Source organism: Granulicella arctica (assembly GCF_025685605.1).
Taxonomy (GTDB): Bacteria; Acidobacteriota; Terriglobia; order Terriglobales; family Acidobacteriaceae; genus Edaphobacter; species Edaphobacter arcticus.
Genome location: NZ_JAGTUT010000001.1, coordinates 3,747,852 through 3,769,596, shown reverse-complemented (window position 1 = coordinate 3,769,596; position 21,745 = coordinate 3,747,852). Strand labels below are relative to the sequence as shown.

Sequence of the window (21,745 nt, the reverse complement as noted above, 5' to 3'; positions counted from 1 at the left end):
GGATGGGGCACCCGGAGGTGTTTCAGGTGGAGGACGCGGGCCGGTCGGCGATAATCGAGAGATGAGTGAGTTGCGGAATCTTACCTTGGCGGTGACCGGTGCGAGTGGGAGCATCTATGCTGCGGAGATGCTGCGGGCGCTTGAGGCTGATGCACGAGTGGGCAAGGTCAACTTTGTTGCTTCTGAGAACGCGCTGCGGGTGTTCGCCGAGGAGATGCAACTGAGCGGGCGGACGGGGCTGGTCGAAAAGCTGCTTGGGGTCGCGGCGGTGAAGACGCAACAGCATCCTGAGAGCGATATCGGGGCGAATGTGGCGAGTGGAAGTTACCCGTCAGACGGCATGATCGTGCTTCCCTGCTCCATGGGAACGCTTGCTGGTATCGCAAACGGGATGGCGGCGAACCTAATCCAGCGTGCGGCAGATGTTTGTTTAAAGGAGCGGCGACCGTTGGTTCTTTGCGTGCGGGAGACGCCACTAAACCGAATTCATCTGCGGAATATGCAGCTTGCTTCGGATGCGGGCGCTACCATTTTCCCGGTAATTCCCACGCTCTACAACCTGCCGCAGAGTACGACGGCTATGGCTCGGGAGTTTGTGAATCGCGTGCTGGCGCATGTGGGACTGCCGCAAGCGGGTGCTTACCAGTGGCGGGCTGATTAATTCAGCTGGCTTTTCTTCTTACTGGGTTGGCTTAGGGTAGGTCGTTTCGCCGGAGGACATGGGCGGCTGGGACTTTAAGAAGGCGATGGTGCCTTCGAGGAATGGCTTTGAGCACTCGGCGGGGGCGAGGTGGCCGCAGCCTTCCACTAGCCCGAAGACGGAGTGCGTGACTGCCTTGTGGATTTCCTCGCCAACGGCGGGCGGGATGAGATGGTCTGCACCTCCCCACATGATGAGCATGGGCTGTTTCAGGCTGCCGAGGCGGAAGTCGAGCAGGTAGCGGCCGCTGATCATGGAGCTTAGACTGCGGTTGATGATCCAACTATTCTTCTGAAGCTTATGGAGGGAGTCGCGCTCGATGAAGGCGGGTACGGTGCGGGGCTCGGGCTCGAGAACGTCGAAGAGCCGTTTGACGCCGTCGACGTCGTTGGGCGTGAAGAGGTTCGGGGGCAGAACCGCGGCAAAGTACGTTCCGGCGCTGTCGTATACGGCGAGGCGGTCGACCATTGCTGGATGGTCGAGGGCTAACTTCATGGCAATCCAACCACCCATGGACCAGCCGATTACGCTGGCTCTTGGCTGGTGGACAGCCTGCATGAACTGCACGACGACGGACTCTTCGAGCGCGATGGAATAATCCACGTCGGGGCGTGAGGAACGACCGTAGCCAAGTAGGTCGGGCGCGTAGACGTGGAAGCCTGCGGCGGCGAAAGTGGGGATGAGGGTGGACCAATCCTCTCCACGGGAGCCGAGACCGTGAATGAGAAGGAGTGGCGTGCCGTTGGGATCGCCTGCCTCGTAGTAGTGGAGGCGATTGGTGCCGACGTCGATGTACTTGCCGACTACGTGGCCACGCCAGAGGCGATAGTAGATGGCGCGATCAAGGAACCAGACTGGATGACGATAGAAGAAAACGCCGGTAACGATGAGAAGCAGCACAAGCGCTGCGGCTATACGTGCGGCGAGTTTCTTCACTTGAGCGGCTTACCGAACTCTTCGCCGAAGACAGTTCGCTTCATGTCGAAGCGGCCACCGTCGAACTTATCTAACCCTTTAAGATGGCCGACGGCGAGAAGGGCGACCACCCAATAACTGAGCGGCAGGCGTAGCATTTCGTGAACTTTGTCCTGCTCGAAGCCTTCCATGGGGGCGGTATCGTAGCCGAGGACCTCGGCCATCAGCATCATGTGGGTGTAGGCGAGCATGACCTGTTTATTCAGCCAGCCGTGCATCTGTTCGCTGGTAAAGCTCGATAGATAGTTGGGGACGCTGCTGCGCGCCTGATCGGCGTAGCTCTCGGGCATACCGCCCTCGCGACCCTGGGCAATCATCTCGTCGAGGTCTTTGCGCCAGCCGTCTGCGTCGCCACAGGCAACGATGACGGCGGAGGCCTCTTCCACCTTGCCCTGGTTGTAGCTGGCAGCGCGGAGACGTTTCTTTTGCTCTGGCGACTGGACGACGATGAAGCGCCAAGGCTGGATGTTGTAGCCGCTGGGTGCGTGGAGGCCGGCCTGGAGGATGGCCCGGAGATCTTCAGATGGAATGGGCTCGCCATCGAAGCTTGGGGTCGCCCTGCGGCCGAAGACGATTTCGCTGAGTTTCTTCTCGGGCTTGCTCAAGATCGGACTCTCAATTCGGGCTTAACCATTGACATTATTTCTCTCGCATTAAGTTTATTCGTCATGAGGAATCAACGAAGTTCCATGGCTTCTGGATCGAGCGATGGTGCATTGACCGTCTGACTTAACGTGCTGCGGGAACGAGATTGACGATAGCACTATCGGATCAAATTAGAACGGCAAATGGCAGCAGAAGAACAGTGTTACGGAATATCTGCGATGGCCTGCTCGGTCGCATAGGGGTTCTGGCCGGCTACATCGGCAAAGACCCACACGCCGTGGAAGGGCTTGCGAAGCTCAGGATAGGCAGCCAGCAAAGCGCTCATAGCGGCGATATTCCGCTTGCGAGCGGCTGCCTGATCGGCGATTGGATCGGCCTTGAGATGCACGGCGAGGTCGACGCTCGGGGTGTTGAGGGAGTCATCCGTTCCAAGACTGGTGAAGCGATACTCGACGCCGTCTTTGGCCTTGACGACGAGGGGAATGTCATTGGTGATTCCCTCTGACAGCGCTGGCGGGGCGGCAGCGGTCGCTTCATTACGAAGCTTCTCGAGATGCGAGCTTTGGACGAAGCCAGCTGGCTGCAGGAGCGAGGCAGATTGCTGATAGTAGAGCCAGGCGCTCCAGGGCTCTTTGCGGGAGACCATCTGCCGAGCCTGCGTCCAGTACCAGAGACCGTCGTGGCCGCCAGCGGTGGTTGCTTTGGGGTAGAGGCCAGCCATCAGCCATTTTCCCTGCTCCTGCCGAAGGAGAAACGAGAGCCGCCACGGAGCCGTCGGGCTATCTGCGTCGACGATGGCGAAAGCATATTTACCGGGAGGCAGCGCCGGTATGAGGAAGTCAGCCTCTGCCGTGGACTTGTTCAGGGTGCAGAAAAACTGAGCGTCGGCAGCGCCACCGTCGGCATTTCGCTTGAGAGTTGAAGCGTCGAGAAGATACACCTGATCCACGGCGAGGCTGGTGCCCTTGAGCTTTGGAGCCGTACTTGCGACGACCTCCGAGATACCGGCGAAGTCTTTGGCTACCTCGGCTACGCTCTCGGAGCGCAGACCCGCGGCGTCCGCCATCTGCATCTTGAGGGCTAAATCTTTCGCAACCTGGGCGAGTGTGTCGCGGTCGGCGGGTGCCATAAGCGACTGGGTGGTACAGATCTCAGCATGCATGCGCGTCGCGGATAGGCCGAGGATCAGGGCAATCACGGCTGTGATGGCGGATTTGGTCAGGTGCAGCATAGATCCAGCAGACCTCTCGTTCCGGTTGGACCGGTGACCCTGTCAGTCTATACAAAGTAGAGCAGCATCGCTAAGAACCGGGCAGTTCGATACGTGCGCAAAGCCTTTTACTTCTAAGAACACGGTAGACTGTGTTCGGCACACGTCGTGATACCTTCGATGCATTCACGGCGTCCTATAGTACAGATGCGCTTTCCTAATTCAGCCCGGGTCGTTGTCACCTTCACCTTGATTGCAGGGCTGTGGCCGTGCGCTGTAGTGTTTGGGCAAATCGGAGTGACTCCTCGGCCTAAGCCGTCGGCGATGCTTCCGGGGACTCCGCCGACGTCTGTGACTGCCACCGACTCGGCCTCAACGACTAACTCAATTTCGCAAACACCTGCACAGCGACCTGCCCGGCGAGCCGATGTGACGTTTGCGGACGGCCAGCTTGCGGTTGATGCTGATAACTCGAGCTTGAACCAGATTCTGCGGGAGATCGGACGGCAGACGGGCATCAAGATCACGGGTGGTGTCGCCGAGGAGCGGGTCTTTGGGAAGTATGGACCGTCTGCTCCGTCTGCGGTTTTGGCCGCGCTGCTCGATGGGACTGCAAGCAATGTTTTGATGCTACAGAGCGATGCCGCTTCACCCGGCGAACTGATCCTGACGCCGCGACAGGGTGGGGTGACTCCGCCAAATCCGAATGCTCCGGGGTTTGACGACGAGGGTTCGGGAGATGATGCGCAGCAGCCCCAGGTGCAACAGCCTGCCGCCCAACCGGTGGCTGCTCCGCCGGCCAATGTGCCGCCCGCTTCTGCAAATAATCAACCTGGTGCGGCCCCCGCGACTACGGGTGATCCGGCTACCGACCCCAATGCTGTCAAGACTCCGCAGCAGATCTACGAGCAGCTGCAGCGTCTACGCCAGCAACAGCTGCCGCCACAGCAGTAGATGAGTAGAGACGGGGCGGGGTTCTAACCCTCGACGATGCTTGCCGCAGCAACTACGCTGGTGGACGTTCGAGTGGCTACCTGACGAGCGTGGATGCGGAAAAGTGCAAACATTGCGTTGCAGACGCCATAGGCTATCAAAACTCCTGCCGCCATTGACGCCAGAACTGCACATACCAGCACGATCGAAGTACTCACGCAACACCCCTTGAGTTGGATTAACGAAGATCGACTTCTGGGCCGATGCTCGTCTCCCGAGATCCATTTTACAAATACTGCGCCATTGCGCTTGCACAACCTGCAAATCGGTATTGATTGATTGGATACACGTTCCGGGACGGGAAGTTGTATTTCAAGTTGGCGGCCTGGGCCGATGACGCATTATCGACCCTGATGCCGTATTCTAGAGACTTGGCTGTATCTCGCCAGAAACCTCTATGGGCATCACTCACATTACCGTTCGCGGCGCACGGCAGCACAATCTGCGCAATGTCAACGTCAGCATTCCGCGTAATACGCTGACTGTTGTGACCGGCCTTTCCGGTTCGGGAAAGTCTTCGCTTGCGTTCGACACGATCTATGCAGAGGGCCAGCGGCGTTACGTCGAGACCCTGTCGGCGTATGCGCGGCAGTTCCTCGACCAGATGGAACGGCCCGACGTTGACGCGATAGACGGTCTATCTCCCGCTATTTCGATTGAACAAAAGACTACGAGCCGTAGCCCACGCTCCACTGTTGGGACGATCACGGAGATTTACGACTACCTCCGGTTGCTGTATGCATCGGTTGGTCAGCCACACTGCCCGAACTGCGGTCGGACCATCTCGCGGCAGTCGGCGGAGCAGATAGTCGAGCGCATCGTGGCACTCGCTCCCGGTGAGCGGATCACCGTATATGCGCCGATTGTTCGTGGGCGCAAAGGAGAATTTCGCGAAGAGCTGGAAGCGTTGGACCAGCAGGGTTTTCGTGCGCGCATCGACGGCGAGATGACGGAACTCACCGAAGGAATGCGGCTTGAGAAGCGCAAGAATCATACGGTTGAGGCTGTCGTCGATCGGATCATTCTGAAGCCTGTGGCGGGTGTCGCGGCGGCTGAGGTTGGAGCGGCACCAATCTACGACACGCGCCGGCTGGAGACCTCGGTGACGAAGGCGCTCCAAATGGCGAACGGTCTTGTGCTGGTGGCGATTCATGGGATGGAGGAGACGCTGTATTCCTCGTCCATGGCTTGCCCTGACTGCGGGATCAACGTGCCTCGGCTGGAGCCGCGCAGCTTCTCGTTCAACTCGAACTACGGTGCCTGCCCGGAGTGCCACGGACTTGGCAGCATCTACGATTTCGATCCGGCGAAGACGATTGCTGACTGGTCGAAGCCGCTGCTCGATGGCGCGATGGGACCAGGATCGGCGTCGCAATATCTGCTGCGGCTGATCAAGCTGGCAGCTGAAAAGTACAAGATCAACCTGAAGCAGCCGTTCAGCGATCTGACGAAGATTCAACAGGACCTGCTGCTCTATGGACCGCCGAAGGGCGAAACGAGCCGGACTGGATTTCATGGAATCTTTGCGTACTTGCGCAGCAACCTCGAGGAGACGAAGTCCGAGGGTTACCGCGAGTACATGATGCAGTTCATGTCGGCGACGGCGTGCCCGCGATGCAAGGGTAAGAGGCTGCGGCCGGAGTCGCTTGCAGTGACGGTAAATGATGCGTCGATCGCAGACTTTACGGCATTGCCGCTGGAGCGGGCTCTCACCGGAGCGCGGGCGATGCATTTCACGGGACGCGACCGCATCATTGCGGATCGTCTGCAGCGTGAGGTGATCGAACGGCTTGAATTTCTAAATGCTGTCGGTCTTGGCTACCTTTCGCTCGATCGTTCGGCGGCTACACTCTCGGGCGGCGAAGGGCAGCGGATTCGACTGGCTACGCAGATTGGCTCGAAGTTGCGCGGCGTGTTGTATGTACTTGATGAACCTTCGATTGGGCTGCACCAGCGGGATAACCAGCGGTTGATTACGGCGCTTGAGGCGCTGCGGGATCTTGGCAATACCGTGCTGGTTGTGGAGCATGACGAGGACACAATTCGCAAGGCGGATTACGTGCTTGACCTTGGGCCGGGCGCTGGAAAGAACGGCGGCTTTCTGATTGCGAGTGGAACGCCGCAGGAGGTGATGGACAATCCTGAGTCGCTGACCGGGCAGTATCTTGCGGGCAAGATCGAGATTGTAGCGCGGGCTGAGCCGCGGCCGTTGACGGGCAAGTGGCTGACGGTTGAGGATGCACATTCGCACAACCTGCAGCATGTGACGGCGCACTTCCCTATCGGCGTGATGACGGTTGTGACCGGTGTAAGTGGCTCGGGTAAGAGCACGCTGGTGAATGACATTCTCTATCGCGCACTTGCGAAGGAGCTTTACGGTTCTAGGGAAGAACCGGGACAGCATGGCGCGGTGCGCGGCATCGACCAGTTAGACAAAGTGATCCAGATCGACCAATCGGCGATTGGACGGACACCACGGTCTAACCCTGCGACCTATACAGGCGTGTTTACGGCGATGCGCGACCTGTTCGCGATGCTGCCGGACTCGCGTGAGCGCGGGTACAAGCCGGGACGATTCTCGTTCAACGTGCAGGGCGGTCGATGTGAGGCTTGCCAGGGCGAGGGACAGCGGCGCATCGAGATGAACTTCCTGCCGGACGTTTATGTGCTGTGTGATGTGTGTAACGGGAGGCGTTACAACCAGGAAACATTGACGGTTAAGTTCAACGGCTACTCGATTGCAGATCTGCTGGAACTGCCGATTGCGGACGCTGTGCCGATCCTGAAGGACATTCCTACGGTTGCGATCAAGCTGCAGACGCTGGTCGATGTTGGGCTTGGCTACATTCATCTTGGGCAGTCGGCGACGACGCTTTCGGGCGGTGAGGCGCAGCGGATGAAGCTGGCCCGTGAACTCTCGAAGCGGCAGACGGGTCGAACGCTTTACCTGCTTGACGAGCCGACAACCGGATTGCACTTTGACGATGTGCGCAAGCTTCTGGAGGTGCTGCATCGCCTGACGGATCTGGGCAATACGGTCATCATCATTGAGCACAACTTAGACATTATCCGCAATGCAGACTACCTGCTGGACATGGGTCCTGAAGGTGGCGAAGGCGGCGGTCGCGTGATCGCGCACGGAACTCCGGAGCAGGTTGCGACGGTTGCGGCTTCGCATACGGGGAGCTTTCTGGCTAGGCATTACGCTACCAACTCTGCCGGGACAAACGGTTCTGGTGGTGCGGGCCATGCAGGTGCTCAGCCTGACGATATCGTCGCGGCGGCGGATCGCCAGAAGGTGGCTCGCGGGAAGTTCGTGGCTCCTGAGAAGAAGACTGGCGTTCCGACGGCTCGTGTCGTTCCGGCAAAAAAGACGGCGAAGAAAGCTGTTGGCAGGCCGAAGAAAAAGGTATGAGCGAAGAATCGCCAGAGTCGCTGGGTGAGATCAAGGTTGGGGAGTGGGAGCTTGCCTCCCCAGAACACGAGTTGCCTTCTGCTCGAGTTCCGCATTTTGGCTATGCACTGCTATTTCTACTGATTGCCGGACTGCTGCTGCTCCTGTCGCAGGCTGTCGTGTTGCTGCCGTTGATGCACGGCGGTTCGCCGGTGGCCGTAAGTTTGAAGCATCCGAAGCTGCTGCTGGCATCTGAAGGCGCAACGTACGTGGTGACGCTGGCAGTCTGCTGGTTTGTCTTTCCGCTGCTTTGGCATCGAAGCTTTCTGGCTGGTATCGAGTGGAACGGTCGTAAGGCGCTCACTCTGGCTGCGAAGCTGATTCCGCTTGGGATCCTGAGCGGATGGACTGTTCAGGGAATTTCAAGCCTGATCTCCATGCCAAAGACTGTGCCGATGGATGACTTCTTCAAATCGACTTCCGACGTGTGGCTTGTTACCTTCTTTGGGACACTGCTCGCTCCGCTGTTTGAAGAGGTCTGCTTCCGAGGCTTTCTGCTTCCCGCGTTTGCGATCGCTTTCGATTGGCTTGGACCGATGGTGCGGTATGTTTTTCAGTTCTCAGTCTGCCGCTTGCGCGGTGAAGAACCACCGCAACACTTCGTTACATTTCGTGAGGAGCGCTCGGCTGGGTTGGCACCAGAGACTGGCAACATCACGTTCCGCAGTCTGCCTGCGGTCCTCATCTCGAGCCTGGTTACGAGCGCCTGCTTTGCTCTACTGCACGCGCAACAACTTGGCTATACCTGGGCTGCGGTGCTGCTGCTTGGAGCGGTGTCGATATTACTCACGGCGGTGCGGGTGAAGACGCGCTCGCTGGCCTGCTCGGTGCTGGTGCATGGGAGCTATAACTTTTCGGTGTTCCTGGTACTTTTTATTGCGACTGGCGGCTACAGGCATCTGGATAAAGTTGCGCGTTGAAGCTTGTGGAGCAATGCTCTCCGCCGCGTACAATCGCGTGACACATGCGTGAACACCTCCCACTGGTTCGTTACAATCGGCTTATGCCTTTGGACAATCGTACTTCCCTGCTCAACCTGATTGCGACACACTCGTTCAAGCTTGGCGACTTTCTGCTTGCGAGTGGTAGACGCAGTGACTACTACATCGATTGCCGAACAACAACGCTGCATGCTGAGGGCGGACGGCTTGCCGGCTTGTTGCTGTATGAACTGATCCGTGAGCAGTTTCCGGAGGCTGAGGCGGTAGGTGGGCTGACGATGGGTGCTGATCCGCTGGTGGCCAATACGGCGAGCGCGAGTGCGTGGGCACTGGCAGACTATCGGGAGATTCTTGAGCTTTCGGGGGCGCTCGAGTTCGAAGAGGATGATGATCCAGGTCCGGAGCCGACGCTGGTACACGGCTTCCTTGTGCGGAAGGCGGAGAAGGCGCATGGGACGGGACGGCGGGTTGAGGGATTCCTGAAGGCTGGCGCTTCGGTCGTAATCGTTGATGATGTCTGTACAACTGGAGGGTCAACCATTACGGCCATTGAGGCAACGCGCGAGGCGGGCATGGTGGTGGTTGGAGTGTTGTGCCTTGTCGATCGGGAGCAGGGTGGACGGGCGGCGATTGAAGCTGCGGCCGGAGACGCTCCGTTTCTGGCGCTCTATACGGCCAGTGATGTGAGAAAGGCGCATGTCGCTGCACAGGGGTTTAAGTAAAGGTTTCTGATGTTCGTCGTATTTCGCTCAATGCACAGGAACTAGAGGCGCCGCTTCCTTCATACAAATGAATGGGAGCGGCGCGACGGATCATCGAAGGTTACAGTCGCTATTTGATCTCTTCGATCAATGGACATACCAAGGGTTCAAGGTCGACAAGTGATGGGGGCGCAAGCGTGATGGAGGTAAGGACCACATTTCTATTGTCTGGAAGTGTGATGCTCTTGACGAGCTTCAGCGGATTCAGTTTGAGTGAGTAGAGATACACATTGAAGGCTTGTTGATCTTCTGTGCCGTCATTGTTATTTCTGTAAGCCGTCTTGATTGCCAATGACTCATTTGAATAGCCTGTGAGCGAAGACCAGTCGCTGAAGCTCTGGTTGAAGGTCTCTTTGGAACCATCAGCATAGTGCACGGTGAGGACCTGGCTCTGCTGGTCGCCTTGTACTCCTGTGCCGAGCAGCTTTAGTTCGGAATAGAAACCGGCAGGAAGAGCAATCGTCTGACCTGCTCCGTATACGACGTCAGGAACATTGCTGCCGCCAAGACGGAAGTTTGAAGGTCCAACGACGATCTCCTGTCCGTTTGCGGTAAGTCCATTGAGCAGATTGGCGGAGTACGCCGTACCGCCCGCATCGAGGCCACCGTCGGGCGCGAAGGTCGTGCCGTCCGTATAGATGCCGGTTGCGTTGTAGGCCTTGCTCAGGTCGACCTCGTTCCCAAGCGGCAGATCCGACAGGGTCGCGGACAACACGATCACAGCGCGATTGTTGGGAAGCGTCATGCTCACGATAGTCTTAGCACTGTTAAGCGGCAGACTGTATCCGTACACATTGAACTGCCGATTGTCTGGAGTTCCCTTGCTGGTGTTGCGATAGGGCATAGCGACTGCTTCGCCCTCGTTTACGTTTACAGATGGGGTGAACCAGTCACTGAAGCCTGGTGTCAGTTGCGTCGTCGACCCGTCTGCATAGGTGACTGTGAGGGGTTGGCTGGTCTGATTCCCATCGATCCCCGTCGCGAGAAGCTGGAGCAGGTTATACCGTCCGCGGGGGAGCGCAATCGTCTGCCCGGTTCCGCTTACAGCGTCCAGAACATTCGGTGGGCCGATCTGGAAATGAATGCCGTTGAGTACACGTGCCCTCGTCAGCAACTTCGCGGAGTAGGCAGAGCCGCCACCGTCGAGACCACCGTCGGTAAACGTCGTTCCATCGGAACGAATAGCCGCGAGGTTATAGCTGCTTGCAAGATTAACCTCTGTACCAAGACCGCAGTCACCGAGTCCGGCGTTGACTGCAACGGTGAGCGAAGAGACCGTGCGCGTGGTTGCCCCCGAGGTGCCGGAGACCGCCAATACTGAGCCACTGCTGGTCGGTGCAGTGACACCGGCTTTGAGCAACAACTGGCTTACGTCAGGAGTTGCGGTGGACGAGAACTTTGCCGTAACGAATGGTGGTGTGTTCGCCAGCGAAAGCGCAACCGGACTTGTAAATCCGTTGATCGCGTTCACCGTGATCGTACCCTTCGTCTTGTTGCTCTGATTGACGTACAGGCTGGATGGGGTGGCAATAAGTCTGAAGTCCGGCAGCGCTACGTTGACATAGGCGGTGTGCATCAGTCCGTTGCTGCTGCCTGTGACAGCGACAACAAAATTTCCACCCGGAGTACTCGCCGTCGTTTCGATGTTCAGTGTCGTCTGTCCAGAGCCTGTGAGCGAGTTGGCAACAAGCGTCGCGGTCACCCCGGCTGGCGATCCAATCGCGGTCACTGTCAGATCCACGGTGCCGGCAAAACCATTGGCCGGAAGCAGCGTGACCGTTCCGCTTGCGGAACCGCCAGGCGTCAGGTTGACCGTGGCTGGGCTTGCAGTGAGGGAGAAGTTCGGAGCAGAGCTGAGGCTTGGCGGAGCCAGAGTATCGAGCATGGATTGCCCCGTTGGGCTACCCCAGCCCGTCGTCAGGTCGTAGCCCTGTACTGCCTGGAAGAGATTCGGACTGCCTGTGTTGAAGTCGTTGCCCATGACGATGTCGTGAAAGCTGCTTGTGTAGTTCGAGGTCTGACCAAGTGCGTAGAAGGTTTGATTGACGAAGCCGATAGGGTTGCCGTTTGCCTGCTGATTCGCAAGAGCGAGGAAACCAGCCCATCTGGGTGCTGCAAGGCTTGTACCGCCGATGCCGCCCTGGCAGCTTCCGTTCGCGCAGAAGAAATTGTCCGTGTTGGCTTCCATGGCGATATCGGGGATGTTGCGGAAGCTTGGGGATCCAGCGTTGCTGTTGTTGATAACAGGAAGCTGATAGCCAGGAATAGGTGATTGAGTATTCCAGCCGCCACCGCTGCCGACCCATGCCGATTCAGCCTGCCAGGCACCACCAGGGCCGGCGGTTACCAGATCCGTGCCACCAACATCTGTCACGTTGGGGCTATTGCCCGGGTAGCCTACACCACCCACGTTGGCACCCGAATCTCCGGATGCAATAAAGAGATTCTGTCCCTGCGCTGCCAGTTCCATGAAGACCTGTTCGTATCCCTGCATCGTGGATGGAATTCCACCAAAACCGAAGCTGAGGCTTAGCTGCTTCGCCACATTGTCACTGGCCGCCTGGGCAAACGCGGTGAGGGCGTCACTGCCGGAGCCATAGGCTTCGTACACGATAAGCCCGCTCAGGCCCGGTGCCATGGAGATAGCCTGCTCAATGTCGATCACTTCTTCGCCATCGTCACAGCCTCCTGTGGCCGATGTACCGGAGCAGACTCCATCAACGTTGAGGAGAACGTTGTAGATCGGCACGTTGAGTGGCTGATTGACTGCCTTGAAGTAAGCCTGTACATCGCTGAGGTTGTAGGGCCCGAGTTCGATGAGGCCGACCGTCTGGCCTGCGCCATCGAGGCTTACGCCAGGAGCGTAAGCAGCACGCATGTCACTGCCGAGGAATTGGCCGCTTGCCCCTGAACCAGTCGTGTTCGCAACGACTGTGTTGGCATGCACCAGCATGGGGTGCGGACGCTCGCGCGTGCTCAGGCCAACTACGCTCAGGATTGGAAGAGAACCGCCTACACTCGGCTCGACGTCCGGAGCATAGTAGGTGTGATTTTCAGTCTTGTTCTGGTGAACCTGGAGATTAACCGCGAAAGCACTCTTGATCTGTTTGGACGTTCCCGTGACGTTGACGAGCAGACGATTCGGGAAGGTCTTGGTGACCGACATGCCCTGCGCCTTCGCGAAGGCTACGACGCGATCGTAGTCTGCCTCGGTCGGCCCAAACTGATCCAGGAATTGTTGCCGCGAAAGATACTGATGATACTGGGCGCTCTTTGGGTCCTGCTGCGCATGCAAGAGAGCCTGAAGGTTGGCGACGTTCCTGAGCGGCAAGGTCAGCCCGAAAGGAACTGACTGGCCGGCGGGTACTGGAGCCACCACCGGTTCAGAGGCGGGTGCGGTCTCGGCAGAGGGCATAGCATGCCGTTGCTGCGCTAGAACCAATTGTGCTGTTAGGGCAAGCAGCGCCAGAGTGGTGGATGTCTTCGTGAAGGCGGGCCGATAAAACGTAATTTTGCGCATACGTTATAGCTTCTCCAGATACAGATTTGGATGGAGCACACATCGCGTTCTAAATGGATCGAGTGGGATCACATTACTGGAAACGTTACCAAAGGTCAAAACTTCGCAGCTTCAGCTCTAATCTACTGTCGCCGTCTGCGCCACAGACATCTCAGCGCTGATCTGCCTTCTGATACCCAGCGCTCAACGCCTGTTTGTTCCGCAAAGCATAGCAGCGAGGCGCATTGTTTTCCGCCGAAGCCTATCAGGGTTGGATCGCGATGTGCCGAATGACGACCGGGGTAAGCGGGTGATTCGAGGCGTCTCGTGGCAGATGCGCGATACGCTCAAGGATAGCCACTGAAGCTGAGTCGCATTGCCCAATGATCGGATAGCCCCCGTCGAGAACATGCATAGGATTGAGTGCGAAGAACAACTCGCTGTTGTTCGTGTCAGGGCCGCCATTGCCGAAGGCGAGCCGTCCAGGTCGATCAAAGGTCAGGCCGGGGGTGCTTTCATTCTTGAAACGGAAGCCTATGTCTGTCTTGCCGCTGATGTCTCCGGTGATGTCTCCGAACTGAATGTAGAAGTCGGGGAGCACGCGATCTATCGGCATGTCGTCATAGAAGCGGCGCTGATGTTGGACGACCCTGGTCCTGGGATCGGTCCAGTCTTTCGTGCCGTTTGCCAGTCCAATAAACGTACTGGTGGCGATGGGGCTTTCTCGCACGAAAAGGCGACAACGAATATTGCCGACTGTCGTCTCCAGAACAGCCATAGGCCCAGATGGTTCCGGGCCCGAGGGTGCGGCCAGTGGCGTGATCGTTTCCGCAGGGAGGATGGCATCGAGGGGGATTTGCGCCGCTGGCGGTGGCAGCGGGTCTCCTGCCGGGACGATGGCAATGTGATTGATCGCGAACGGAGTGGCGGGATGGTTATCTGTGCTCTGCAGCGTGTGTCGTAAGGTGGCTACCAGCTTGATCGAGTCGTCGTCACACGTACCGAAGACCACCGCGTGTCCGTCCACTTCCCTGTTCGCATGGTCGGTAATGAGGAAACGTGAGGGTCCAGCTTTACCTTTGCTGGCGATCATGGCGAGAAGGCCGGGGCGGTCGAAGAGCAAAGGCGGTGCCACTTCGACTGCGAATGGTAAACCGGCAGGCTGTTGCGCGGGTGTGGCGCGGGTGCCAGCGGCGATGCCGGAGGTCTGCGCGCTGATGCGGGTGCCGTCGTAGAACGGTATGCTCCCGCCTGCTGATCCATCTGGTGCGGTCCAAGGCTCAGTCCCCTTGGCCAGTGCGATGAAGTGAGCGGTGGTTACAGGTCGCTGATGGGTAAGAAGCTTGCAGGTTATCCTGCCCGCCGTGGTGTCGATGACTGCAATGGGGTCGGCAGTTTGGCAGTGAGCAAGGATCGGGGAAACAAACATAAAGACGGCTATTAGAGAGCGCAAGGGCGGCATGCACAAGGTATACACCTGAGGCGGCGAGCGTTCCGCTGGCGGTTTCAGAGTTATTTAGCGAGATATTGCGACATACGGCACAAGGCTTTCCCTCAGGAGGGACGAAGGCCTTGTGCTTTGATTACGATACCGCGGACTGTGTCTGGGTTGGGCTGGCCTGGCTGTTGGTCTGTGTAGGCGTGTTTGAATCGTGCAAGGTCGGTGGGGTCATGTTGTACGCGAAGTTTTGCGATGGAGGAATCTTGTTTCCGTCGGCATCAATCTCGTTTGATTCAACGTAAAAATTGGTGAGGTATGCCGCGCCAAAGCTGGTGGTAATGGCAACGTCAGCGGCATCGCGCCCGACAGCCATCAAAAGACGACCCAACCGTGGGTAGTTGTGGCGAGCGTCGAGATTGATCCACTGGCCGTTTAGAAAGACCTGGTACCAGGCGCTGAAATCTCCAAGGCCGCTGTAGGGCCTGCGGATGTCTCCAATGTAGCCGGTGACATAGCGGGAGGGAATGTTCAGGCATCGTGACAGCGTAACGGCGAGGTGCTGGAAGTCGCGGCAGACCCCAATGCGTTCCGTGAAGACATCCATGGCCGTCTTGGTCGGACGTGCAGCGTTGTAATTGAACGTTACCTTGTCGTGAACCCAGTCGCGAATCGCTACGGCACGTTCCCAGCCAGGCTTGTAGGAGCCGAAGAGATCCTGGGCAATTGCGCCGAACTGGTCTACCTGGCAGTAACGGCTGGGCAGCAGGAATTGCAGGGCCTCGGAGGGAAGGAGCTCGATCGGCGCCTGCTCGGCAGACTCAAAGAGCTGGTCGGGATGAGAATCAGCTTCGACAATACTTGTGCCGGACAGGCGCAGGTGACCTGCGGGCGCGAGAAATCGAGCGCACCGGTTGCCAAAGGTATCGATGTATTCCGTCGAGGCAACGATGGTCTTTGGGTGGTTCGTGGTCGGCGAGGCATCGGGTGCCGGGGTGGTAAGGTGCTCCACAAGAAGATCGTTGCCGGAGAGGATCTGCGGCTGCAGCGATGGATGCAGGTGCAGCAAAGCGACCATAGCGATCGGACCGGGAAGGTTGAATTGGATATCGAACTCAGACAAGATACGCATGAAACTCCATAGACTTTGAATTCGCTCAAGTATTCGCGTAAGAAGCTCAGTTTAGCGTACCGGTGCGGGAAGGCCCCCGAGAGGCTTGCATCCGATTTGACAGCTTCAATTACGAATTCACCAGACGCTGCTCAAGCTTGTCACGCTATCGAGTGACGAATGGCCGTTTTGAACGCTAAGATCAGAGTATCGTCAAGTCCCAACATTGATTGCAACTGCTCTCCGGGCCATCGCAGGTCAGACTGCATGCCTTACGGGGATGCAGTCCTCGCAAAGAGACGCCAACGCTGCCAACGAGTCGTATTAGGATCAGAGATCAATGGGTAATCAGGTTGCGCTGCACCATAGAAGCCAGTATCAGTACGACATGGCTGTATCACTCGGGCCTCAGGTCATCCAACTGCGTCCTGCGCCGCACTGTCGAACCCCTATCCTTAGCTACTCCCTCGCAGTAACCCCCGATGACCGTATCCTTAACTGGCAGTTCGATCCAGTAGCCAATCATCTGGCGCGCATTATCTTCCCAGGTAAAACCAACGAGTTTGTGGTGGAAGTAGACCTCGTCGCGGATCTGGCTCCCTACAATCCCTTCGACTTCTTTCTTGAACCAGGTTTTGAAACATATCCCTTCACGTATCCTGCCGATCTGGCCAGGAACCTGGCACCCTACTACTCTCCTGAACTTGCCGGGCCGCTTCTGAGAGCTTTCGTTGCAAGCGTTTCGAGACAGAAGCAAGGCACAATCGCCTTTCTCCTCGGCCTTAACCAGCGCATCAGCAACGAGATCAAATACGTTACCCGCTTCGAAGATGGCATCCAGACTTGCGAACAGACACTTGCAGACAAGCTAGGCTCCTGTCGCGACTCCGCCTGGCTGATCGTTCAGATCTTCCGTCACTTGGGTATCGCTGCGCGCTTTGCTTCGGGTTATCTGATTCAAATGGCTGCCGAAGAGGGTAGCCCGGACGGACCCAGGATCGATTCGGCAGATCTGCACGCCTGGGTAGAGGTCTTTCTACCCGGCGCAGGCTGGATCGGCATGGACCCAACATCGGGCCTGATGGCTGCGGAGGGTCATATCCCTCTTGCCTGCACCCTTGAAGCTTCACAGGCAGCCCCGATCGCCGGTACAGTCGAAAACGCCCGCGTGGAGTTCAGCTACGCGATGTCGGTGCGCCGGTTGAATGAGGTGCCCAGCCTGACCAAGCCCTTCAGCGATGAGGCCTGGACCCGTGTGCGGGAGGTCGCCCACGGCATCGACCGTGAACTTCAGGCAGAAGATGTACGCCTCACGATGGGTGGCGAACCCACCTACGTCGGGATCGATGACACCGAGAGCATGCAGTGGAACATCGAAGCGCTCGGTCCGATCAAGCGCACGCGCGGCCTCACCCTGATCCGCCGCCTTCGAGAGCGAACCGCTCCCGGCGCTCTCCTTCACTTTGGACAGGGGAAGTGGTACCCCGGCGAGCAGCTTCCTCGATGGGCCTTTCACTGTATCTCCCGCATGGACGGCGTTCCTGTCTGGGAGGACGGCGACCTTATCGCCACGGAGGAACAGGAGTATAGCTTCGGCATTGCCGACAGCCTCGCCTTCATGCAGGCCCTCGCGCATCGCTTGCAGGTCAGTGGCGAAAACATCCTTCCCGGATTTGATCCGGATACCGGCGCGGGAGACCCGTCGGAGCCAGCCGGGTACATCCTTCCGCTCCGCCGCCGCCAGCCTGCGAGTGGGCTGGCATGGTCGAGCCAGCTTTGGTTTGAGCGCCCTACTCGGCTTGTACTCTCCTACGGCGATTCGCCCATTGGCTACCGTATCCCGGTCGAAGCAATGCCGTTCGTTGCGCCGGACGAACTCGTTTACGAGTACGAGATGGATGGCGATGTTCCAAGCGACCGTGTCAAGATTCCTGCTCATCCAGCACGGCGCAGGGACCTCTTCAGGGTTGAGCCTCAGCCTGATCTGCTGCCGCCGCTCTCCAGCACCTCAGAGACCGCGACCGAGTTGATTCGCCCGTCCCTTTGCGTCCAGGCTCGCGATGGACACCTCTGCATCTTCCTCCCCTATGTTCCGGGACTTCCTGACTATCTCGACCTCGTCGCGGCGATCGAAGACACCTGCCAATACCTGAGCAGGGCGGTCTGGGTGGAAGGCTATACACCACCCTCTGACCCTTGCCTCCGCGCGTTCAGCCTTACCCCCGACCCTGGCGTTCTGGAGGTAAACCTGCCGCCTACCAGCGATTGGGACGAGCTTGAAGAACTCAACGCCATCCTTTCGGAAGAGGCCCTCGGCAATCGCTTGATCGCCGGGAAGTTCGCCTACGACGGTAGTCACCTCGCGACTGGTGGCGGCAGCCATATTGTTCTGGGCGCAGCGACCGTACCAGATAGCCCCCTCTTGCGGCGCCCGGATCTGCTTCGCAGCATGGTCACGTTCTGGCAAAATCATCCTTCACTCTCGTATCTCTTTTCAGGCATGTACGTTGGCCCGACGAGTCAGTACCCTCGCGTGGACGAAGCCCGCGCCGACGCTTTGTATGAGCTTGAAGTAGCCTTCAGTCATCTGCCTCTGGGCGAATGTCCCCCGTATATTCTTGATGGACTCTTCCGGAACCTCCTCGTCGACGTCACCGGCAACACCCATCGTGCGGAGTTCTGCATCGACAAGCTCTATCCACCTGAAGGTCAGGGTTTACGGCTTGGTCTGCTTGAGCTTCGCGCCTTCGAGATGGCACCCCATTACCGCATGGGTCTGGTCGAGATGCTGCTTATCCGCGCGCTGGTCCTGATGTTCTGGAAACAGCCGTTCACAGCTCCTTTGGTTCGCTGGGGTACGACCCTCCACGATCGATTCATGCTGCCCCACTTCGTCAAGGACGATTTTGCCGAGGTACTCAGGGCATTACGCGTCGCTGGTTTGGCGTTTGAAGATTCGTGGTTCGCTGCGCACCTGGAATTCCGCTTTCCCAAGATCGGTTCTATTACCGCCAACGGCGTCGAACTTGAACTTCGTCAAGCTCTTGAACCCTGGAACGTTCTTGCCGAGGAGACCAACTCGGGCCGCACCGGACGCAGCGTCGATTCATCGCTCGAGCGAATGCAGGTCAAGGTGACCGGCTTGACCTCTGACTCCCGCTACGTTGTGACCTGCAACGGCCGCCGGGTGCCGCTCCATCCAACCGGCGAACCAGGTGAAGCTGTAGCCGGAATACGCTATCGCGCGCGCAAGCTCTCCGCCGCGCTGCATCCATCAATCCCTGTCCATACTCCTTTAGTCTTCGACCTGATCGACACCTCAACGGATCGCTCGATCGGTCATTGCACGTACTATGCTGGACCGCCAGACGGGACCGCGCATCAAACTAGACCAGCGGACGCAAATGAGGCGCGAGAACGCCGACTGCAACGATTCCAAGCTTCCGATCCGTCGACTGAACCGATGACCGCACCCGCTTTAGAGGACAACCCCATCTTCCCCATGACCCTGGACATGCGATGGCCGACGCCGGATGGCAAGGCTTCCACAGAGCTGAGAAGGGTTGTGCCATGATCGGCGACCTCTACCAGTCCCACCTTCGTTATGGTGCAACCTATGAGGAATCGTCCGCTGACGGATTGAACCCTCGGCCACACTGGGTCCACTTAATGGAATCCCTCCGCGACCTCGGCGCAGAGGAGCTGGGTCGCCGATGGACTCTGGCCGAACGCCGCATTCGCGAGAACGGCATCACCTACAACATTTACAGCGATCCACTTGGCGCGAACCGCCCCTGGCGCACTGACTTCGTTCCCCTTCTCATCTCAGCCGAGGAGTGGCGCTTTATCGAGGCAGGCGTCAAACAACGCGCCCGCTTGCTGAGCCTCATGCTTGAAGATCTCTATGGATCGCAAGAACTCCTCAAAGACGGCCACTTTCCCGCGGCGCTCCTCTACGGCAATCCTGCGTTTCTTCGCCCTATGGTCGGAGTTAAGGTACCTCCGCATAGCCATCTGCACATGCTCGCCGTCGATCTCGCGCGCTCCCCAGACGGCCAGTGGTGGGTCCTTGCCGATCGTACGCAGGCACCTTCCGGCAGCGGCTATGCGCTTGAGAACCGCACCATCGTCTCCGATCTGCTCCCCGAACTCTTCCGCAACTCGAACGTGCTCCGCCTCGCTCCCTTCTTCCGTGCACAGCGCGATGCGTTGATCAGTATGGGTCAGCGTGAAGACCCGCGCATTGTTCTTCTGACCCCTGGTCCTCATAACGAGACATATTTCGAACATGCTTACCTTGCCAAGTATCTCGGCTTCACCCTCGTCGAGGGTGCCGACATGATGGTGCGCGACCGGCGCGTTTACCTCAAGACGGTGGGAGGCCTGGAGCAGGTCGATGTCATCCTGCGCCGCGTCGATGATGGTTTCTGTGATCCGCTCGAACTGCGCAGCGACTCACTCCTCGGTGTCCCTGGTTTGGTCGACGCGATCGTTGCTGGCAATGTCAAGGTTGCGAATGCGCTCGGCAGCGGTCTGATCGAGTCAGCAGCCATCATGCCGTTTCTTCCCGGGCTATCGCGGCACCTCCTCGGCGAAGAATTAAAGCTGCCATCGGTGGCGACCTGGTGGTGCGGTCAGCCCCAAGCGCTTGCCTGGGTTCTTGACCATTTGGAATCAGTAGTGGTTAAACCAGCGTTCCCATCCCGCGGCATCGAGCCCGTCTTTGGGTCTGAGCTGCCTCAGAACAAACGTGCCGAATTTATTGAGCGCCTTCGGGCCTTTCCTCATGAGTATGTCGCACAGGAGCAGGTCGCCCTTTCGACGGCTCCCGTATGGGAAGACAGTAACCTCAGCTCTCGCAGCATGGTTCTTCGCACGTACGTCCTCAATACAGCAGACGGTTGGCAAGTGATCCCTGGCGGACTCGTCCGTGTTGCCGAAGCGAACGGCTCAGTCGTTTCTATGCAGCGCGGTGGTCATAGCAAGGATGCCTGGGTTCTTTGGGATCAGCCGGTAGACACCTTCAGCATGCTGCCGCCACGTGACGAGCCCCTTGAACTGCGCCGGGTCTCTCGCGTCGTTCCCAGCAGCGTCGCCGATAACACGTTCTGGCTGGGCCGCTATGTCGAGCGAGCAGAGAACATCGCACGTATCCTGCGGTCGATGCTGCCGCGTGTCGGACGCGAGGAAGAAGCAGAGCTTGGCAGCCTGCTTCTTCTGCACGGTTGTCTGGGCACGCGGAAGAGTAAACTCCCGAAAACGAAGCGAACAGCGACTACCTATCCAACACTTGAGAAAGAGTTGATCTCGCTGTTGACCGATACAAACCGTTCGGATAGTTTGCCCTGCACACTAGAAGAAGTTGCACGCATCGGTGGCAACGTGCGCGAACGTCTGTCGGCGGACATGATGCTCCTGATCGGCCAGCTTCGGAATGCTATGGAGAGCAAGCCGGGCAACCGACTGCCCGACTACTCGGTCATGCTAACGGCATGCCTGGAGCGACTCTCTGCCTTCTCCGGTATGGAGCGCGAGAACGTCAACCGAGGTTCAGGTTGGTTGTTTATGAGTCTTGGCCGCCGCCTCGAACGTGCCATCTATCTCACTCGACAATTGCGTGTGATCACAAAACCGCTCGCACTTGAAAACTGGTCATTTCTCGAACACCTGCTTGAGGTTGCCGACAGTTCAGTGACCTACCGAACGCGGTACTACACGACCATACAGCCACTCGCCGTGCTCGATGTCTTAATGTCAGACGAAACCAATCCAAGGTCTTTGGACTTCCAATTGGATCACCTGGCCGAACTCTACGAGAAGCTTCCTCGACACGTGCCGGATGATCTGAAGACGCTGCAGGATGCGCTTCAAGCTCTGCGAAATATCGACCTGCAAGCCATGCGCCTCGCTGCTCCCGGTAAGCGGCGCGTAAGCGGCCTTGCGCAACTTGATCGCTACCTCGCAGAATTGGAAGCAACGCTGCCTGCGTGGTCGAATAACCTATCGAGCCGCTACTTCAGCCACGCACGTACCCTGCCCATCACGATGGGTTCATAG

General features: G+C 58.2%; 14 protein-coding genes. 7 read left to right on the top strand and 7 right to left on the bottom strand.

Features of this window, described 5'->3' with window-relative positions; translation table 11 throughout:
- Nucleotides 1–61: 61 nt before the first annotated feature.
- Nucleotides 62–661 carry a UbiX family flavin prenyltransferase gene (locus OHL20_RS16035; RefSeq protein WP_263384184.1) on the top strand — a complete coding sequence of 200 codons (600 nt, stop codon included), beginning with the start codon at nt 62–64 and terminating at the stop codon, nt 659–661.
- A gap of 18 nt (nt 662–679) precedes the next feature.
- On the opposite strand, the gene OHL20_RS16030 is transcribed toward OHL20_RS16035, so the two are convergent.
- The 3 genes from OHL20_RS16030 to OHL20_RS16020 all read right to left on the bottom strand — a co-directional run bounded on the left by OHL20_RS16030 (nt 680) and on the right by OHL20_RS16020 (nt 3,512).
- Nucleotides 680–1,636, bottom strand: a complete 957-nt coding sequence (locus OHL20_RS16030) for an alpha/beta fold hydrolase (RefSeq protein ID WP_263384183.1) — start codon at nt 1,634–1,636, stop codon at nt 680–682.
- Nucleotides 1,633–2,280 carry a nitroreductase family protein gene (locus OHL20_RS16025; RefSeq protein ID WP_263384182.1) on the bottom strand — a complete coding sequence of 216 codons (648 nt, stop codon included), beginning with the start codon at nt 2,278–2,280 and terminating at the stop codon, nt 1,633–1,635. The genes OHL20_RS16030 and OHL20_RS16025 overlap by 4 nt, the downstream gene beginning before the upstream one ends.
- 203 nt (nt 2,281–2,483) lie before the next feature.
- Nucleotides 2,484–3,512, bottom strand: a complete 1,029-nt coding sequence (locus OHL20_RS16020; RefSeq protein WP_263384181.1) for a hypothetical protein — start codon at nt 3,510–3,512, stop codon at nt 2,484–2,486.
- Nucleotides 3,513–3,698: 186 nt separating this feature from the next.
- Between OHL20_RS16020 and OHL20_RS16015 the strand changes: the two genes are divergently transcribed.
- The gene (locus OHL20_RS16015) at nt 3,699–4,445 is read left to right on the top strand and encodes a hypothetical protein (RefSeq protein ID WP_263384180.1); all 747 of its coding nucleotides are present in this window, start codon (nt 3,699–3,701) and stop codon (nt 4,443–4,445) included.
- Between the two features lie 23 nt (nt 4,446–4,468).
- Here the strand turns inward: OHL20_RS16015 and OHL20_RS16010 are convergent, their stop codons facing one another.
- Nucleotides 4,469–4,642, bottom strand: a complete 174-nt coding sequence (locus OHL20_RS16010; RefSeq protein ID WP_263384179.1) for a hypothetical protein — start codon at nt 4,640–4,642, stop codon at nt 4,469–4,471.
- Nucleotides 4,643–4,881: 239 nt separating this feature from the next.
- Here OHL20_RS16010 and uvrA point away from each other — a divergent pair, with 239 nt between their 5' ends.
- From uvrA to OHL20_RS15995, 3 genes are all read left to right on the top strand, one after another.
- Nucleotides 4,882–7,899, top strand: coding sequence for an excinuclease ABC subunit UvrA (gene uvrA, locus OHL20_RS16005; protein WP_263384178.1), 3,018 nt, complete (start codon nt 4,882–4,884; stop codon nt 7,897–7,899).
- Nucleotides 7,896–8,858 carry a CPBP family intramembrane glutamic endopeptidase gene (locus OHL20_RS16000; protein WP_263384177.1) on the top strand — a complete coding sequence of 321 codons (963 nt, stop codon included), beginning with the start codon at nt 7,896–7,898 and terminating at the stop codon, nt 8,856–8,858. Before uvrA ends, OHL20_RS16000 begins: the two co-directional genes overlap by 4 nt.
- 83 nt (nt 8,859–8,941) lie before the next feature.
- A complete protein-coding gene (locus OHL20_RS15995; RefSeq protein WP_263384176.1) occupies nt 8,942–9,601 on the top strand; it encodes an orotate phosphoribosyltransferase in 660 nt (219 codons plus the stop codon).
- Nucleotides 9,602–9,710: 109 nt separating this feature from the next.
- Here the strand turns inward: OHL20_RS15995 and OHL20_RS15990 are convergent, their stop codons facing one another.
- The 3 genes from OHL20_RS15990 to OHL20_RS15980 all read right to left on the bottom strand — a co-directional run bounded on the left by OHL20_RS15990 (nt 9,711) and on the right by OHL20_RS15980 (nt 15,709).
- The gene (locus tag OHL20_RS15990; RefSeq protein ID WP_263384175.1) at nt 9,711–13,160 is read right to left on the bottom strand and encodes a S53 family serine peptidase; all 3,450 of its coding nucleotides are present in this window, start codon (nt 13,158–13,160) and stop codon (nt 9,711–9,713) included.
- Nucleotides 13,161–13,404: 244 nt separating this feature from the next.
- Nucleotides 13,405–14,568 (bottom strand): peptidylprolyl isomerase, encoded by a 1,164-nt coding sequence (locus OHL20_RS15985; protein ID WP_263384174.1) that lies wholly within the window; start codon nt 14,566–14,568, stop codon nt 13,405–13,407.
- A 154-nt stretch (nt 14,569–14,722) separates the two neighbouring features.
- On the bottom strand, nt 14,723–15,709 hold the full coding sequence (locus OHL20_RS15980; protein ID WP_263384173.1) for a transglutaminase-like domain-containing protein: 987 nt from the start codon (nt 15,707–15,709) through the stop codon (nt 14,723–14,725).
- A 319-nt stretch (nt 15,710–16,028) separates the two neighbouring features.
- Between OHL20_RS15980 and OHL20_RS15975 the strand changes: the two genes are divergently transcribed.
- Both OHL20_RS15975 and OHL20_RS15970 read left to right on the top strand, forming a co-directional pair.
- Complete coding sequence (locus OHL20_RS15975; protein WP_263384172.1) at nt 16,029–19,262, top strand: transglutaminase family protein; 3,234 nt, start codon at nt 16,029–16,031, stop codon at nt 19,260–19,262.
- Nucleotides 19,259–21,745 (top strand): circularly permuted type 2 ATP-grasp protein, encoded by a 2,487-nt coding sequence (locus OHL20_RS15970; RefSeq protein WP_263384171.1) that lies wholly within the window; start codon nt 19,259–19,261, stop codon nt 21,743–21,745. The genes OHL20_RS15975 and OHL20_RS15970 overlap by 4 nt, the downstream gene beginning before the upstream one ends.